The 16,415-nt window shown below is 58.2% G+C and carries 17 protein-coding genes; 9 read left to right on the top strand and 8 right to left on the bottom strand.

Translation table 11 applies throughout. The annotated features are described in order from the left end of the window. The first annotated feature begins 148 nt into the window (after window positions 1–148). The 4 genes from GOX73_RS15215 (at window position 149) to GOX73_RS15200 (ending at window position 4,081) form a co-directional block, all read left to right on the top strand. A complete protein-coding gene (locus GOX73_RS15215) occupies window positions 149–616 on the top strand; it encodes a hypothetical protein (RefSeq protein ID WP_171126379.1) in 468 nt (155 codons plus the stop codon). A 110-nt stretch (window positions 617–726) separates the two neighbouring features. Continuing rightward, window positions 727–1,344: a ribonuclease HII gene (locus GOX73_RS15210; RefSeq protein ID WP_171126378.1), complete on the top strand. Its 618-nt coding sequence runs from the start codon at window positions 727–729 to the stop codon at window positions 1,342–1,344. Between the two features lie 107 nt (window positions 1,345–1,451). Continuing rightward, complete coding sequence (locus GOX73_RS15205; RefSeq protein WP_171124496.1) at window positions 1,452–2,555, top strand: site-specific DNA-methyltransferase; 1,104 nt, start codon at window positions 1,452–1,454, stop codon at window positions 2,553–2,555. A 143-nt stretch (window positions 2,556–2,698) separates the two neighbouring features. Beyond that, window positions 2,699–4,081, top strand: coding sequence for an adenylate/guanylate cyclase domain-containing protein (locus GOX73_RS15200; protein ID WP_171126377.1), 1,383 nt, complete (start codon window positions 2,699–2,701; stop codon window positions 4,079–4,081). 82 nt (window positions 4,082–4,163) lie between these two features. On the opposite strand, the gene GOX73_RS15195 is transcribed toward GOX73_RS15200, so the two are convergent. Beyond that, entirely contained in the window at window positions 4,164–5,300 is a 1,137-nt protein-coding gene (locus GOX73_RS15195) for an alkane 1-monooxygenase (protein ID WP_171126376.1), read from the bottom strand. 59 nt (window positions 5,301–5,359) lie between these two features. Beyond that, window positions 5,360–6,415, bottom strand: coding sequence for an A/G-specific adenine glycosylase (gene mutY / locus GOX73_RS15190; RefSeq protein ID WP_171126375.1), 1,056 nt, complete (start codon window positions 6,413–6,415; stop codon window positions 5,360–5,362). Window positions 6,416–6,496: 81 nt separating this feature from the next. On the opposite strand from mutY, the gene GOX73_RS15185 reads away from it, so the two are divergent. Next, window positions 6,497–7,003 (top strand): DUF721 domain-containing protein, encoded by a 507-nt coding sequence (locus GOX73_RS15185; protein ID WP_171126374.1) that lies wholly within the window; start codon window positions 6,497–6,499, stop codon window positions 7,001–7,003. 14 nt (window positions 7,004–7,017) lie between these two features. Then, window positions 7,018–7,680 (top strand): DsbA family protein, encoded by a 663-nt coding sequence (locus GOX73_RS15180; protein WP_171126373.1) that lies wholly within the window; start codon window positions 7,018–7,020, stop codon window positions 7,678–7,680. Window positions 7,681–7,715: 35 nt separating this feature from the next. Here GOX73_RS15180 and lpxK read toward each other — a convergent pair whose 3' ends face one another. The 5 genes from lpxK to GOX73_RS15155 form a co-directional block, all read right to left on the bottom strand. Further along, on the bottom strand, window positions 7,716–8,714 hold the full coding sequence (gene lpxK / locus GOX73_RS15175; protein WP_171126372.1) for a tetraacyldisaccharide 4'-kinase: 999 nt from the start codon (window positions 8,712–8,714) through the stop codon (window positions 7,716–7,718). Between the two features lie 4 nt (window positions 8,715–8,718). Beyond that, the gene (locus GOX73_RS15170; protein WP_171126371.1) at window positions 8,719–9,936 is read right to left on the bottom strand and encodes a 3-deoxy-D-manno-octulosonic acid transferase; all 1,218 of its coding nucleotides are present in this window, start codon (window positions 9,934–9,936) and stop codon (window positions 8,719–8,721) included. Further along, the gene (locus GOX73_RS15165; RefSeq protein ID WP_171124481.1) at window positions 9,933–10,733 is read right to left on the bottom strand and encodes a 3'(2'),5'-bisphosphate nucleotidase CysQ; all 801 of its coding nucleotides are present in this window, start codon (window positions 10,731–10,733) and stop codon (window positions 9,933–9,935) included. The genes GOX73_RS15170 and GOX73_RS15165 overlap by 4 nt, the downstream gene beginning before the upstream one ends. Next, on the bottom strand, window positions 10,720–12,066 hold the full coding sequence (locus tag GOX73_RS15160) for a TldD/PmbA family protein (RefSeq protein ID WP_171126370.1): 1,347 nt from the start codon (window positions 12,064–12,066) through the stop codon (window positions 10,720–10,722). The genes GOX73_RS15165 and GOX73_RS15160 overlap by 14 nt, the downstream gene beginning before the upstream one ends. 275 nt (window positions 12,067–12,341) lie before the next feature. After that, window positions 12,342–13,865, bottom strand: a complete 1,524-nt coding sequence (locus GOX73_RS15155) for a DUF2125 domain-containing protein (RefSeq protein WP_171126369.1) — start codon at window positions 13,863–13,865, stop codon at window positions 12,342–12,344. A gap of 139 nt (window positions 13,866–14,004) precedes the next feature. Between GOX73_RS15155 and GOX73_RS15150 the strand changes: the two genes are divergently transcribed. Genes GOX73_RS15150 through GOX73_RS15140 form a run of 3 tightly spaced genes read left to right on the top strand, consistent with a single transcriptional unit; the run spans window position 14,005 to window position 16,087 of the window. Further along, a complete protein-coding gene (locus GOX73_RS15150; protein ID WP_171126368.1) occupies window positions 14,005–14,748 on the top strand; it encodes an SDR family oxidoreductase in 744 nt (247 codons plus the stop codon). Further along, window positions 14,745–15,353 carry an enoyl-CoA hydratase/isomerase family protein gene (locus GOX73_RS15145; RefSeq protein WP_171126367.1) on the top strand — a complete coding sequence of 203 codons (609 nt, stop codon included), beginning with the start codon at window positions 14,745–14,747 and terminating at the stop codon, window positions 15,351–15,353. Before GOX73_RS15150 ends, GOX73_RS15145 begins: the two co-directional genes overlap by 4 nt. Continuing rightward, window positions 15,350–16,087: a VOC family protein gene (locus GOX73_RS15140; RefSeq protein WP_171126366.1), complete on the top strand. Its 738-nt coding sequence runs from the start codon at window positions 15,350–15,352 to the stop codon at window positions 16,085–16,087. The genes GOX73_RS15145 and GOX73_RS15140 overlap by 4 nt, the downstream gene beginning before the upstream one ends. Here GOX73_RS15140 and GOX73_RS20785 read toward each other — a convergent pair whose 3' ends face one another. Next, window positions 16,088–16,384: an HNH endonuclease gene (locus GOX73_RS20785; RefSeq protein ID WP_254428817.1), complete on the bottom strand. Its 297-nt coding sequence runs from the start codon at window positions 16,382–16,384 to the stop codon at window positions 16,088–16,090. Between the last annotated feature and the right edge of the window lie 31 nt (window positions 16,385–16,415).

Here is a 16,415-nt window from a genome sequence, read left to right as displayed (position 1 = left end):
ATATTCAATAACTCAAGGGGTTTCGGGGCGCTGATATTTGATAACACCCGCCCGTTATTGCGTGTCTTTCAGGGCTGCGACCAGTGTTGAGGTAAGGAAAACGGCCACCGCGCCGGATCGCCCTAGCACTTGGAAAAGGACAAATACCATGCACCGGAAATTCATTGCTCTGATCGTGGCCACGGCAATTGCCATCACCGGCGTTTCTGTGTCTCAGGCGCGGGCCGCAGATGCCAGGGATATACTCGGAGGGTTGGCCGCCATCGCGCTGATCGGCGCTGGTGTCCACTACTACAACAAAGAGAAAGACAAAGAGCGCGCCAGCCGAAACCGGGCACCTGTCTACAAGGCCAAGCCCGACCCCTCTTATTATCCTGTGCGTCCGCTACCGGGCCGTGTTGCCAAATACGACTTGCCACAAAAATGCCTGCGCACATTCGATAGATATTCGGCAAAGCGTCCGCTGCTGGGGCCTGGGTGTCTGAAGAAGCATTACAAGCATGTCAAAAGCCTGCCGCCAGAGTGCAAGGTCGGTTTCTGGAACGGCAAAAAAGTCAAGCGCGCTTATGAGCCTACCTGCCTACGCCAAAAAGGATACCGCGTGGTTTACCAGTAATCGCGTTCGAGCAGGAGCGGCGTCACAGAAGCGCCGCGGGGAAGGGGGCAGCGCAGTCTGCCCCCTCCTTTTTGCTTGCGATCGGTCTTGAAACACGGTCTTTCCAAGGCATGGCGAAACCTGATTACGAATTGGAAAAAGCCACCATTGCGCAGGGCTATAAACGGATCGCGGGTGTGGATGAGGTTGGCCGTGGTCCGTTGGCAGGCCCGGTGGTTGCTGCGGCGGTGATCCTGAACGCCGATGACATCCCCGAGGGGCTGAACGATTCAAAGAAGCTGACTGCCAAGCGCCGTGCCGGTCTGGATGCCGAAATACGCGCGCGGGCTGAGTTCGCAATAGCCGAAGCAAGTGTTGGTGAGATCGACGAACACAACATCTTGCGTGCATCGCACTTGGCGATGGAGCGCGCAGTCGCGTCGTTGGACCCGCCGCCGGACTATCTGTTGATCGACGGAAACTTGATCCCGCGCGGTCTGACGATTCCGGCCGAGGCTGTGGTCAAAGGCGATGCGCATTCGGTGTCGATAGCAGCGGCGTCGATCATCGCCAAAAACTGGCGCGATCAACTGATGGTGGATTTGGCGCAACAGCATCCGGGCTATGGCTGGGAGACAAACGCCGGTTATCCGTCAAAACAACACAGAGAAGCGCTGCAAAATCTTGGTGTGACCCCACACCATAGACGTTCGTTTAAACCTGTACACAATATCTTGTATCAAGAGTAAATCGTAAGTCGCTGATTCAAAAAAGAAATTGACGGCGAATCGTCTTTGACTCATCCTTGTATCAACCAAATGAGCGCAAAAGCGCCGTGGATACTTGAGGCAGTATAATGACGACAACCACCAAAAAGGGCGCGAAAGCGCTCCCTTTAAACACGATTCTATCCGGGGACTGCATCGACGTGATGAACAGTCTGCCCGAGGCATCGGTTGACCTGATCTTTGCGGACCCACCCTATAATTTGCAGTTGAAAGGTCAGTTACATCGGCCTGATAACAGTCAGGTGGATGCGGTTGATGACCACTGGGATCAGTTTTCCAGCTTTGCGGTCTATGACCAATTCACACGCGATTGGCTGAAGGCAGCGCATCGGCTGCTAAAGCCTAACGGCGCGATCTGGGTGATCGGCTCGTATCACAACATCTTCCGTGTGGGCTCGGCCCTGCAGGACGCGGGATACTGGATTTTGAACGACGTGGTGTGGCGCAAGTCGAACCCGATGCCAAATTTCCGTGGCAAGCGGTTCACCAACGCGCATGAGACGATGATCTGGGCGTCCAAGCGCGAGGGCGCGAAATACACGTTCAATTATGAGGCGCTGAAGGCCCTGAACGAAGGCGTTCAGATGCGCAGCGACTGGGTGCTGCCGATCTGCACTGGGCATGAACGTCTGAAAGATGAAAACGGCGACAAGGCACATCCGACGCAAAAGCCGGAATCGCTGTTGCACCGGGTTCTGATCGGGTCGACCAATCCCGGTGATGTGGTGCTGGATCCGTTCTTCGGCACGGGGACGACTGGTGCCGTGGCCAAGATGTTGGGGCGTGAGTTTATCGGCATCGAACGCGAGGAAAGCTATCGCAAGGTGGCCGAGAAACGCATCGCCAAGGTCCGTAAATTTGACCGCGAGGCGTTGGAGGTCAGCACCAGCAAACGCGCCGAGCCGCGCGTACCGTTCGGCCAGTTGGTCGAGCGCGGGATGCTACGCCCGGGTGAGGAATTGTATTCTATGAACCAGCGCCACAAGGCCAAGGTCCGCGCCGATGGCACGTTGGTGGGCGACAACGTCAAAGGCTCGATCCATCAGGTCGGGGCGCATCTGGAAAACGCGCCGTCCTGCAACGGCTGGACCTATTGGTGCTTCAAGCGCGACGGAAAGACCGTACCGATCGACGTGCTGCGTCAGCAGATCCGATCAGAGATGCATAACTGATTTCACGAATACCGCCGGTGCCTGTGGCCTGACACAAGGCACTAAGCCTTGCCCCGCCGATCTCGGCGGGGTCTTTTGTTTTTCGCATTCCCCTTTCGATGTGAGACTTCTAGGATGTGCAATGCACCGAAGGAGCTTCAGTCATGTCGGACACCGCAGCAAACGAAACTCGGTTCAGTCGATTTTTTGTGACGCGCCCGGATCAGTACGATCTGGATAACAAATATACCGAAGCCGCGTTAGAACGGCACAAGCGCGAAGGGCTGGAGTTGGCGGTCAGGGCGCGTTGGATCGCCATGGGTCTGACGGGAATATTGCTGATCTTCCTGAACCCGCATTGGGAAGTGATGTGGTATCATTTCATTCTACTATTGATTTGCGCAAACGGCTGGTTGATCCGCAGGGCTGGTCAGGTTGGGCAATCGCGCACCGAACTTCTGCTGATCTTCGTGGACCTTGTGATCATGACCTTGGGCATGATCGTGCCCAACCCGTTCAGCGATGACGTGCGGCCATTGGCCATGCAGTACCGGTTCGACAACTTTCAGTATTTCTTCATTATTTTGGCCGCAGGTACGCTGGCCTATTCATGGCGCACGGTTGTTGCAATCGGGTCGTGGACTGCGTTGATGTGGACGGTGGGATGGGTGATTGCGTGGTGGGTCTCGACCCCGATACCGGGCATTAGTGAACGTGTCGCGCAGGCTTTGTCAGGTTACCCGGATGTGGCTGAACTGCTTGACCCCAACAGCTTTATGCCGTCGCAGCGGGTTCAACAGGTGATCGTGTTTATGATGGTTGCTGTAACGCTTGGCATCTCGATGCGGCGTCTCAATCAACTGCTGTTGACCAATGCCGGTCTGGAGCGAGAGCGTGCAAACCTGTCCCGGTATTTCTCGCCAAATGTCGTCGATCAGTTAAGCCAGAATGACGAACCCCTCAAACAGGTGCGTAAGGAAAACATTGCGGTTCTGTTCATTGATATTGTCGGATTTACCAAATACGCCGCCGGGCGGGACCCTTATGAGGTGATCGAAGTTCTACGCGGTTTTCACGCCCGCATGGAGACCGAGGTCTTTCGGCATCATGGGACATTGGACAAGTATCTGGGCGACGGGTTGATGGCCACGTTTGGAACTCCGGTCCCAACCCCGCTGGATGCCACGAACGCTGTGGCCTGCGCCCGCGACATGGTGCGTGTAGTCGACCGTTGGAACGTCGAACGAAAACGTCAGGGTGAGCCCGAAATTCAAGTGGGCATTGGTGTCCACTATGGTTCGGTCGTACTGGGTGACATCGGGGCAAACAGGCTGGAGTTCGCCGTCATTGGCGATGCGGTCAACGTTGCCGCCAAGCTGGAGGCATTGACCCGCGAGTTCGGCGCGCGTGCCGTTCTGAGTGATGCAATAAACGTGCAATTGCAACAAGAAGGCCAAAACCTACCGGAAGTGATGGAAGGTTTTGCCAAGTACGAAAACCAGACAGTACGCGGTGTCGAGGAGCCGATGGACGTCTGGGTGCTATAGGGGCGGTCTCCCGCCGATTTCATGTGCATCAAAGATGCAAACAAATTCGTTGGGCCCGGCAGCGCGCTGATGCGCGCTGCGGTCAGGCCCTTGGCAAAGGATTTCGGGACGCGTTGTAGGGCGCCCAATCGGTGATTTCTGGATAATATTGCCGTCGCCAGGCCCGAACACGCGGGTTCATGACCCGGCGCCAAAGTGGTGGGACCATCGCGGCGACCGTCATCACCGGATAGCCAAATGGAAGTTGCGGCGCGGTGTCTTCCGAGTGATGTTGCAACAGCGGAAACCGGCGGTTGGGTTTGTAATGGTGATCCGAGTGCCTTTGCAGGTTGATCAGCAGCCAGTTGGACGCCTTTTGCGATGCGTTCCACGAATGGCGCGGCAGAACGTGTTCGTATTTTCCATCACCCAGGTGTTTGCGCGTCAGGCCATAGTGTTCGACATAGTTGACCAGCTCAAGCTGCCAGATAGCGACGCCTGCCTGAAGCAGGAACAGGGCCAAGCCCGACCAGCCACCAATCAGAAATGCCAGCAACAGCATCCCGCCTTGTAATGCCCAATACCGCCAGAAGGGGTTGGCGAGGTCGGTCCAGGGGCGGCTCTTGCGCGTCAGCTTGTCCTTTTCGGCGCGAAACGCCGACATCAGGCATTGCCACAAAACGCGGGGGTAGAACCGGTGAAACCCCTCGTTATAGCGCGCGGTTACGGGGTCCCGCGGGGTGCCGACATAACGGTGATGGACCAGCAGGTGTTCGGACCGGAAATGAGAATACAGGACCATCGCCAAAAGGATGTCGCCCAGCCAGCGTTCCATTCGGCCCTTCTGGTGCATCAGTTCGTGGCTGTAGTTGATGCCGATCGTGCCTGAAAGTACACCCATGCCAAAGAACAGGCCGATTTTTGACAGTGATGACAGGTGATCCGTATGCGATGCGTACCAGATCAGGCCATAGAGGGTCAGAAACTGCGCCGGAACCCACGCTTTGGTCAACAGGATATACCATTGCAAGGTTGCGTCAGAGGTGTCGGGTTCTGCGTTCCCCAGCTCAAGCCCCGTCAGCCGGTCCAATAGTGCAAAGGCCCACCAAGTCGACAGCGGCACCAGCAAGACCCACCATCCGCCCGCAAATGCGGTGATCCAGATCAGCGGGATCAGCAGGAAAGATACCCAGAACGGGAGGGCAGATTGCCAGCGACTGAGGGTTTCTGCTGCGATCATCGAGTGGCTCCGAACGATTGCGCCAAGATTAGTCCTAGTCTGGTATTCCGCACAATGGGTTACCGTGCGCGCCAAAGGTCATGCGCTTTGCGCATGACGGTCGGCAGATCGCTGGGTTGAAACCTATGTTTTTCCACGACAATCAGGTCTTCGGGATGCAAACCTCGGGGAAGCTGGGTGGTCCAAATTTGCAGGATCAGGTGGAAATGGGTGAACGTGTGGCGCACCTCACCCGATAGCTGCTGCCATTCTGCTGGAAACGGAGGGGAATTCTCGGGCGCGTCGGACCAGTCCGAGCCCGGCCAGCCCAACATGCCACCTAACAGGCCTTTGTCCGGACGCCGTTCCATCAGCATGTCGCCATTTTCGGCCTGAGCAATATAGATATGCCCGAATCGCGTTGGTTTCGGTTTCTTGGGGATCTTCCGAGGCAGGTCAGCCTGAGTTCCGGCGCTGCGCGCCTGGCAGGGGTCGCGCAAAGGACAGATGCCGCAAGCCGGGGACTTTGGCGTGCAGATTGTTGCCCCCAGATCCATCACCGCCTGCGCATAGTCGCCGGGTCTGCTGTCGGGCGTCAACACGGTGGCATGTTCCTTCAATACCGGTTTTGAACCCGGCAGGGGATCGTGAATATCGTAAAGGCGGGACATGACGCGTTCGACATTCCCGTCGAGCACAGTTTCGGGCCGGTCAAACGCAATCGCCGAGATTGCGGCAGCCGTATATGGGCCGATACCGGGCAGTTTCAGCAGGGCGTCATAGGTGTCGGGGAACGTTCCACCGTAATCATCTGTCACCACGCGCGCGCATTTCAACAGATTGCGGGCGCGGGCGTAATAGCCCAGCCCGGCCCACTCTGCCATGACTTGATCGTCGGGCGCTGATGCCAGAGCCTGAACGGATGGCCAGCGGGTCGTGAAGCGCAGGAAATAGTCCCGCACGGCAGCAACCGTGGTTTGCTGCAACATCACTTCGGACAGCCAGACGCGATAGGGATCGGGCTGCACCCCCGCAGCCCTGTCCGCAGGCCCGACCCGCCACGGCATTTCCCGCGCATGGCGGTCATACCAGGCCAGCAATTCCTTGCTTACGTTCAAATCGGCAGAGTCACGCAAGTTTTATGTATCTCCGTGTCGGGTTTCGCTGGCGCCCAGTGTCCTGCCCTTTACAATAGCGGCGCAAGAGTTGGAAACCAGATGCAGCGCAGACGTTCTTCGACCCGCGGGTTCAAACGCACCGCGACATTGCTGAACGACCAGATCAGGCACGCCGGTGAAAGCCGGGGGTTCGCCGTAACACGCCTTTTGACTCATTGGGCCGAAATTGTGGGTCAGGACATGGCCGCGATCGCGCGACCTGTGAAGGTTGGCTATGGAAAAGGCGGGATGGGGGCCACGCTGACTGTGCTGACCACCGGGCCGCAGGCTCCGATGCTGGAAATGCAAAAGGAACAATTGCGCGGTAAAGTGAACGCTGTCTACGGCTATAACGCGATCAGTCGGGTACGTATCACGCAGACAGCTCCGACCGGATTTGCCGAGGGGCAGGCTAGTTTCGACCACAAGCCGAAAGCGCCAAAACCCAAGATCGAACCAGAGATTGCGGCCGAGGCGGACCGCGCCGCGCGGGATGTTAACGACGGTGATCTGCGCGCAGCCCTTGAACGTCTGGGCCGTAACGTATTAACCAAACAAAAACGCTGAGAAAGGGCCATGACATGAGCCGTATTGCAACCGGAATCTGCGCGGCTGTCGCCATAGCCGCTGGCGGCTATTGGCTGTCGCTGTCCAATTCAAACTCTGCCTATCCGCTGATCAGCAGCGCCGAAGCGCAAGAGGCTGATCTGGACACATCGACCATCGTGGAAATGACACTGGGCGCCGAGGACGCACCTGTGGAGATCATAGAATACGCTTCCTATACCTGCCCGCATTGTGCAAATTTTCATGCTGGGCCGTACAAGCAACTGAAGAAAGACTTTATCGACACCGGTAAGGTCAAGTTCATCTACCGCGAAGTGTATTTTGACCGCTACGGCCTTTGGGCTTCAATGGTGGCGCGCTGCGGCGGGCCCGAGAAGTTCTTTGCTATTTCCGATCTGATTTATGATGGCCAGCCCGAATGGACCCGCGCTGGCGGCCCGGCTGAAATCGTGGATGAGCTGCGCAAGATCGGTCGTCTGGCCGGTATAGACAATGACCAGTTGGAAGCCTGCCTTCAGGACGGAACACGCGCGCAGACGCTGGTGGCCTGGTATCAGGAAAATGCCGAACGCGATGGCATCCAGGCAACCCCGTCGTTCCTTGTGAATGGCAATAAGGTCGACAACCAGTCTTACGATGACTTCAAAAAGCTGATCGAAGACGAGCTGGGAAGCTAAGTCTTGGGATGGCCGGTCTTTGGACCGGCCACAGATCAAGGTGAAGGGGCGGCTTGCAGAAGCAATTGCTTGACTTTGTCGCCCTCGTTCACGTTCAGGCGCACCGGCAGGGTTATGACTTTGCTGCGAAACGCGACTGGCAGGCGCACGGCATCCTTCTCTGTCGTGACCATCTGCGCTCCAAGCGCGCGCGCCTCAGTCTCGAGCCGCGTCATTAGTGCTGGCGTCAAGGGCTGGTGATCATCCAACGCTTCGGCACGCAAAAGGGTGGCACCCTGCTGGCGAAGGGTTGCAAAGAATTTCTCGGGATGGCCAATACCAGCAAAGGCCAGCACAGGCGTATCGGCCCAGTCCATTCCTGTTTGCAAAGGGGCAACCGCGCCGGTCGCATGGGGTACGGTCAGGGCGTTTCCCCAAGTATCCGCGAACTGGTTCTGCGCGTTTTGCTGTCCCAACGAAAGCACAAGATCGGCGCGTTTCAGGCCAATGTCGACGGGTTCCCGAAGGGGGCCAGCAGGAAGACACAGGCCGTTTCCAAAACCCCGCTCCGCGTCCACAACGATGATCGAGAAATCTTTGGCAACAGACGGGTTTTGAAACCCGTCATCAAGGACGATGACCGTGGCGCCTTCGGCTGCGGCAGCGCGCGCACCTGCCGCGCGGTCCTTGGCGACCCAAACATCTGCAAATGCTGCAAGGAGCAGCGGTTCGTCACCAACTTCGGCGGCGGAATGTTTGGCGGGATCAACCCGAACCGGGCCTTCCAGCGCGCCCCCATGTCCACGAGTAACCACATGCGTTGTGTGCCATGCGTCGCGCAACTGTTCGATGATCCAGATCACGGTTGGGGTTTTGCCCGTTCCACCCGCGTTCAGGTTACCGACGCAAATGACGGGCACACCGGGGTTCAGACCCGGCCCCGAGGCTACCCGGCGCGCGGTGGCGGCTGCATAAATACGCCCCAGCGGTGACAGAACCCGCGCTTGCAAGTTCAATCTGTCAGGGGTGGTGTTCCAGAAGTCAGGTGCTCGCATCAACTCAACTCCGCTGATCCAGACAATCTTGCACGATGTCGATCAGGTGATCTGCCTGGGGTGCGCCCTCGGTCACGATCTGCCATCCGGCCAAGGCCATGTCCGCTGCGCAATCCGGGGCCAGAAGAGAGACAACGGCATCACCAAGCTCAGTCGCGGATTTTACGGTTCGTGCCGCATTTGCCCGGTCCAATTGATCGTACAGTTGCTGATGGCGATGCACAAATGGGCCGTGAATGACCGCAGAGCCAAGCGCGGTCGCGATCAGCGGATCCTGTCCGCCCGCGCCGCGTTCCAGAGAACTGGCCATGAAGGTCACAGGTGAGACACGTTGCCAAAGACCCAGATCTTCAGGCTCTGCCGACAGGATGACCTGAGTGTTGTCTTCGATGGTTCCGCCATCGTCCCAGTTAATACAGCGCAGGTCCATGGATTCCAGGCGTCTGTGCAACGGACCGGCTTCGGAAATGTCGGCGACGTGAAGGACAAGCGCCAGTCGGGGCAGCATCCGCATGGCCTGACGATGCGCGCTGAGGACCGAGATGAACTCTTTGTCCTGAACCCATGCCGCCAGCCAGACCGGTCGGCCCGAAAAGGCATGCGTCATCTCGATCAACTCGTCTTCCGGCCAGGGGCGTGGGTTGGGGCTGACATGCAGGGGCGGAGAGACCTCGGCCTTGGACGAGGAGACACCCAACCGGCGAATATGGCGCACGACGTCCGGCGTGGTCGCAAGGATCGTGTGGAAACAGTCAAACGTATATCGGGTAATGTCCGGCAGCCAGCGCCCACCGCGTGCGACTTTGATGTCGACTTCAGCCTCGATCAGGATCAGCGGAATATCCCGCTCGGATGCGCGGGTGATCAGGTTGGGCATAAGCCCGCCGCCGATCCAAAGCCCGATATCCGGGCGCCAATGGTCCAGAAAAGCGCGGGCCGCACCGGTTTGTTCCGCAGGCAGATTAACCAACGGATGCGGGCAGGCATCCCATCTGGAAAGATCCGCCTCGGGCGGTGCAGACATGATGATCGAAAGTGTAGGGCGGGATTGCCGCAACCGCTGGCAAAAGTCGACGGCCGCGCGTTGCCGGTCCTGTGCTCCGACGTGGATCCAGATCACCTCACCATCAGGTCTGGGAATATAGGGATCGTCTGTCGCGTTGGGCACGCCCCAGGACAGGATGCGATACGCTGCAAGGCTGAGTGAGCGCGGCTTGCTCATGGGATAATCCCCGAGCCCCGCGGGTCAAGCTGTTCGAAAAGCAGATCGTGAACGGCAGTGCCAGCCGCAATAACTCCGGTCAGTCGGGGATGGGGGTTGTTGAACCGCAACGGCTGTCCAGCACGGTCGGAGCATACCCCGCCCGCCTCACGAATGATCAGGTCCCCGGCGGCGATATCCCATTCCCAACTGGGGCGAAGCGTCAGCATTCCGTCGAACCGGCCCTGAGCCACAAGCGCCAGACGATAGGCCAGCGAAGGCCGATAATTGCGAAGGAACTCGGGCGGGTGACCGTGCAGCCAATGGCGTGCGTCCAGATTGGGTTTTGCAGCCAGTATTTCGGCGGACTTCAAATCAGTGACGCCAGATACCCGGATCGGCGCGCCGTTCAGCGTCGCGCCTTGTCCCTTGGCGGCCGCATACAGCAAATCGCGACGCGGCAGGTAGATCACCGCCGCCGTCACCTCGCCATCTTCGGCAATGGCCAGAGAATGCGCCCATGTGCGTGACCCTTCGGCAAAACTGCGTGTGCCATCAATCGGGTCGATGATGAACACGCGGGATTTGCTCAACCGGTCCTGCGAATCCTCGGTCTCTTCGCTGAGCCAACCGTAACCGGGCCGGGCGGCAGGAAGATCCCGTTCAAGCATCGCGTTGACGGCCAGATCAGCCTCGGTGACCGGTCCTGCGCCATCCGGTTTGTCCCAGCGCCGCGCAGAACTGCCCGTGTAGCGCGTGGCGATCTTTCCGGCCTCCAGTGCGGCATCAATCAGCAGAGGCAGGTCAGTTGCCGGCAAGTGTCATTCCTTCGATCAGCAAGGACGGAACCACACGGGACAGGTATGTCCGCGCGTCGTTTGCCGGAATGATCCGTTTGAGCATATCGCGTAAGTTGCCTGCGATGGTGCATTCGTTGACCGGATAGGCAATCTCGCCGTTTTCGACCCAGAAACCGGATGCACCGCGCGAATAGTCGCCCGTGTTCGGGTTGATCGTCGATCCGATCATTGAAGTTACAAGCAACCCTGTGCCCATGTCGCGCAGCAATTCCGCTCGGCTTTGATCCCCTTGTGTCAGGCTCAGGTTCCAGTTGCTGGGCGATGGTGGGCCGGACACGCCCCGCGCGGCGTTCCCGGTTGATGCCATATCAAGCTTGCGCGCACTGGACAGGTCAAGGGTCCAGCCGGTCAGGGTGCCGCCTTCAACGATGGCCCTGCGTCGGGTGGGCAGACCTTCGGCATCGAAGGGGCGCGAACCCGAAATACGCGGGCGGTGCGGGTCTTCGATCAGCGACAGGTGGTCAGGCAGAACCTGTTCACCCAGACGATCGGACAGCCAGGATGCGCCACGCGCGATGGCCGCGCCGTTGCTGGCCCCCAGAAGATGACCAATCAGCGATGACGAAATGCGCTCATCAAACAGAACCGGATACGTCCCTGTTGCGGGTTGGCGGGCGCCGACCTGTTGCACGGCGCGTTCTCCGGCACTTTGGCCGATATCAGTCGGGCTGCGCAGGTCTGACTGGAACGTGCGGCTGTCGCCGTCGTAATCACGCTCCATCCCGGTGCCTTCACCGGAGATCGCAACGCAGGATGTGGATCGGCTGCTGCGCACATAGCCGCCGGAAAACCCGTTCGTGGCGGCCAGATGGACGCGATGCGTCCTGTATGAGGCGGCCGCGTCAGAAACTTGAGTAACGCCCTGAACGGAAAGCGCCGCTGCCTCGGCCGCCAGCGCGTCCTGCATCAGATCTTCGGCAGAAGGTTCGGCTGTGGGGTCAAAGAGTTCCAGTGCCTCAATGTCCCAATCCGTTGCAAGCTGGTCAGATTGGGCAAGGCCTGTATAGGGGTCTTCGGGTGCTTCACGCGCCATGGCAACAGCGCGTTCGGCCATAGCCTTCAGGGTTTCCGGGCGGCTGTCCGAGCTGGAAACAATAGCTTGGCGTTTCCCGAGAAAAACGCGCAGCCCCAAATCGGTACCTTCCGACCGTTCCGCATGTTCCAGCGCCCCGCCACGGACCTCGACCGAGACCGATGATCCGTCAAGCACGATGGTATCTGCTGCTTCGGCTCCGGCTTTTATGGCCGTTTCCAACAGGACTTGGCTGATGTCTTCAGGTGTTCGGGTCATGAGGTCTCCGGTCTGTATACATTGGACCTAGCGTTGCACCGCGCCGCTCGCAAGACCTGAAGCCGGGCAAGGGCGAATCCGGAATTCAAACTATGGTGCAAATTGGACCCTGGTGAGGTTTTCGACGAAGCTCCAAGGGTCGCTGATCACGGCACATTGCCTGAAACTATGGAAATCAGCCTGCCGGATCGGGCCTGTGCCTTCGTCCGTCAATTTGATCTGACAGCCTGGCAGCAGCGTCGAGAGAAGGCCGGTTGGCCTTCTCTCGCAAATGGTTACTTGAGGCGTTGACCGTTGGCCACGATATGCCCGTCTTCGGTAAACTCGATTTTCGAGTTCAGCGTATCGGGTTCTTCACCGGGAACAGCCATCAAACCCATCATCATCCTCGCGCCCAGTGCGTCGCTGTCCGAAATCAGGCCCATGCCGATCAGTTTGTCGATCAGTGTATTCGCGCCAGTCAGCGTCAGGTTTGCAGCCCCTGTCGGGTTAGGCAATCCGCCTAGTTCTTCGGTGTTGCTGTTGTCGAAGGTAAAGTCACCGGTACCCGTCAGCTTTGCCCCGACCAGCGAGATCAGCAGTTCGTTGATCTTGAGAGAGTGCAGTTCGCCCGGTGCATCTTCGGCGAATTCCAGCGATTCTACGGCTTCGGGATCGAAGAAGTTGGTCAAGACCTTGGCCGTGCCCGACGTATCAATCGAAATCGTAGCCGGATCGCGCGGAAGTGCGCCCGCCGGATCAAACATGCTCCACAACACGTCGGACATGGTGAAATCGGTCATGTTGATGGCAAATCCAAAGGGCTGGATTTCTTCGGACTGCTGAATGGGAAACTCGAACTTCAGCCCGGCATTGGCCATCGCTATTTCGATCGGGAAAGGAAGGTCAGCAGTTGTCACGGCCAGTTTTGCGCTGTTTTGTTCAACGTCATAGGCCAGCCGCTGTGCGTCAAAGCTGGCGGCAAAGCGGCCGCCCTCGGACTCGCTGCCCAACGAGAACGCCTCGCCATCGCTGGTGCCCGCCATCGCGGTCGTGCCAGAGCCGTATGTGAACAGGCCCGAAAACTCGAACCCGGCGTCGTAAAAGGCTTGCGGGTCCGACATGTCAAAATCGGACGGGATCACGCTGGTGCCTTCAAAATCAAGCTGGCTGAGGTTGCCGTCGATCTTTGCGGTTTCGTCGCTTTCGGGATCTTCGAATACCAGACCATAGGTCAGTCCAGCGGCCTTGAACGTCTGATCAACACTACGGTTTTCGCCAACCTTCATCCGCGAACTGCCGGTCAGGCCGTTCATTTCCATATTGGCGCCAAGGATATCGCCTGGCATTTCTTCACCGTTGACCTCTACACCATCCAGTTTGATGCCAAGCGACGCCGCGGAATAGTCATAGGTCATATCTTCGGGCGCGCCGGATACAACCATTTCAAGGCCGCTATGGGTGTAGAGAATATTGGCCGAGAAAGTCTCGCCCTCACCCTCGCCTGAAACGGTCATGGGGAAGCTTTCGGGGAAACCGATGTTGACAGTCCCGTCCCCGTTTTCGGTAAGGGTCATCTGCGGAACCAGCATCTGGAATGTGGCGTCTTCCTCTGGCAGAGCCATCGCGATGCTCATGTCGCTGACGCTTGTCACGTTTCCGTCGACGGATTGTTCGCCGGACACGGTATATCCCATCTGGGTAAGATAGGACTGCCAGTCGTTCCAGACATCCCGCGCGGTCAAATCGGCCAGCGCGCCCTGAGTCACAATGGCATAGGCAAATACTGCGCCGCAGCTACGGCGAAGAAAAACGGACATTATAGAACCCTTCTTGATAAATCTTGCGCGCATCGTCGTGTCTGTGGCGGCGGGCGTCAAGGGGCAAGGGGTGGACCCTTTCCCCCTTCGCACGGTAGAGGTTCACACAATTTAAAAACAACGGAGGTACAGGGTTCACATGCAAGGGAAAACCGTACTGATCACAGGGGCAAGCCGCGGCATCGGGGCCGAGGCAGGGCGTGTTTTTGCCGCAGCCGGGGCAAACGTCGCTCTGGTCGCGCGCAGCCGCGATGAAATTGCAACTTTGGCCGACGCGCTGGGCGAAAACGCACTGGCACTGCAATGCGACGTGAGCGATTTTGCTCAGGTGGAACAAGCCGTTGCCGATTGCGTGGACAGGTTTGGTGGATTGGACGTTTTAATCGGGAATGCAGGTGTTATTGACCCGATCTTTCACATGTCCAGCGCCGATGTCGCGGCGTGGAGCAGTGCGATCGACATCAACCTGAAGGGGGTCTTTTACGGAATGCGCGCGGCACTGCCCGTGATGCGTGCGGCCGGTGGCGGCACTGTGCTGACCGTATCCTCAGGCGCGGCTTCAAACCCTATCGAGGCGTGGAGCCATTATTGCGCCTCGAAAGCGGGGGCGAAGATGCTGACTGAGTGCTTGCATCTTGAAGAAGCTATTCACGGCATCCGCGCGATGGGGTTGTCGCCCGGAACCGTCGCCACCGATATGCAGCGCGTCATCAAGGCAAGCGGCATCAACGCGGTAAGCCAACTTGATTGGAGCGATCATATCCCGGCTGATTGGCCTGCCCGTGCGTTGCTTTGGATGTGTTCCGAGGATGCGGATGAGTTTCTGGGCACTGAAATTTCGCTTAGGCGCGAAGACATTCGGCAAAGGGTGGGGCTGACGTGATCCAACTGACCAAGACTAACGGGTTGTGGACCGTCACTCTGAACAACCCGGGCAAGGCCAATGCATTGACCGGGGCGATGCTAGCCGAACTGTGTGAAATCGCAGAAAATGCGACTGAGGCTCGCGCCCTGATCCTGACCGGTGCAGGAAAGGTTTTCAGCGCCGGTGCCGATCTGGACGAAGCCCGCGCGGGCCTTGCGACCTCGGACCTGTGGGAGCGTTTGTCAGGTGCCATCGCCGCCTTGCCATGCCTGACAGTCGCTGCACTGAACGGCACATTGGCCGGTGGTGCCAATGGTATGGTTCTGGCCTGCGATCTGCGTATTGCGGTGCCATCGGCCAAGTTCTTTTACCCGGTGATGAAGCTTGGATTTCTGCCGCAACCTTCGGACCCAAAGCGTATGGCGGCATTGATCGGCCCGGCACGCACCAAGATGATTTTGATGGCGGGACAAAAGATAACTGCGGATGAGGCGTATTCCTTTGGTCTGGTGGATCGCGTTGTAGAACCTGACCTGCTGATGCAAACGGCGCATGAGCTGGTTGCCGACAGTGTGCAGGCCGATCTCAGAATCGCGCAGGGTATCGCAAGGCTGTGCGAATGAGGTTATCCGCCCTTCGGTTGCGCGTGTCTGATCCGGAACGATTGTCGGCATTTTACCGGGACATTCTTGGCATGACTGTCCAAGGCCAAGGGGTGTGCCAACGTGTCGGCTACGGCGGCCCTGACGCCGACGTGGTCATGATGCCGGGTGGCGGCAAATACAGCCACGATCAGGGGCAACGATATTGGAAGATCGGAATAACCCTGCCGGATGTGGATCTGGCGGCAACCTTCCTGCGTGAAAAGGGGGTGGAGGTTTCGGAGCCGAAGCAATTTCTGGATATCGGTTACATGTGCCATCTCAAAGACCCCGAGGGCTTCGTGATCGAACTCTTGCAGTGGGATTTTGAAGGTAATCGGCCTGAAAATGCGGCCACTTCGTCACACCCCTTTACAGAAGCGCGTCTTGGTCAGATCACGCTGCGCACGGGCGATATCGCTGCCGAGGATGCATTTTGCCGCGTGCAGGGGATGCGCTTGTTGTCTATGCAGGATGTTGCGCAATACGGGTTTGACCTGCATTTCTATGCGTTCACGGATGAAACGCCCCCAAATGCGGATTTATGGGCTGTCGAAAACCGGGAATGGCTGTGGAAAAGGCCGTATACCACTCTGGAGTTTCAGCATGTTGCCGGTGGAACGTTCGCGCCTTCCCCGGACTATCGCGGGCTTGAGGTCAGCGGGCTTTCGTCCCCGGTACGGGACGCGTTTGGGGATCAAGTTTGGCCCGAATAACTATCGCGCACGCCTGCGCCCCGGCACTTTCGAGCGAAAACTGGGCGGGCGCTTGCGAACCCAAGTCAGGAATTTTTCCAACCTTGGATGAGCGCGCAAAGCCTCTACTGTATTGAATTCCCGCGCCAACTGGCCCTCGGTCAGGGTTGCGTGGATTTCTTTGTGGCAGATCACGTGCAGTAAAACGGTGGGCCCGCCCTTGCCCCCTTTGAGTTTTGGGATCAGATGGTGCAGGCTGCCGTGCCCATCTGGTATCGGACGGTCGCAAAGTGGGCAGATTGGATCAATTTCTGACATAACTTGGCAAGAGTTGCGTCGGATTCGGCAG

This window comes from Ruegeria sp. HKCCD7221 (genome assembly GCF_013031225.1).
Classification (GTDB): Bacteria; Pseudomonadota; Alphaproteobacteria; order Rhodobacterales; family Rhodobacteraceae; genus Ruegeria.
Note: the sequence above shows the minus strand (reverse complement) of the source record. Positions and strands in the feature narration are given on the sequence as shown.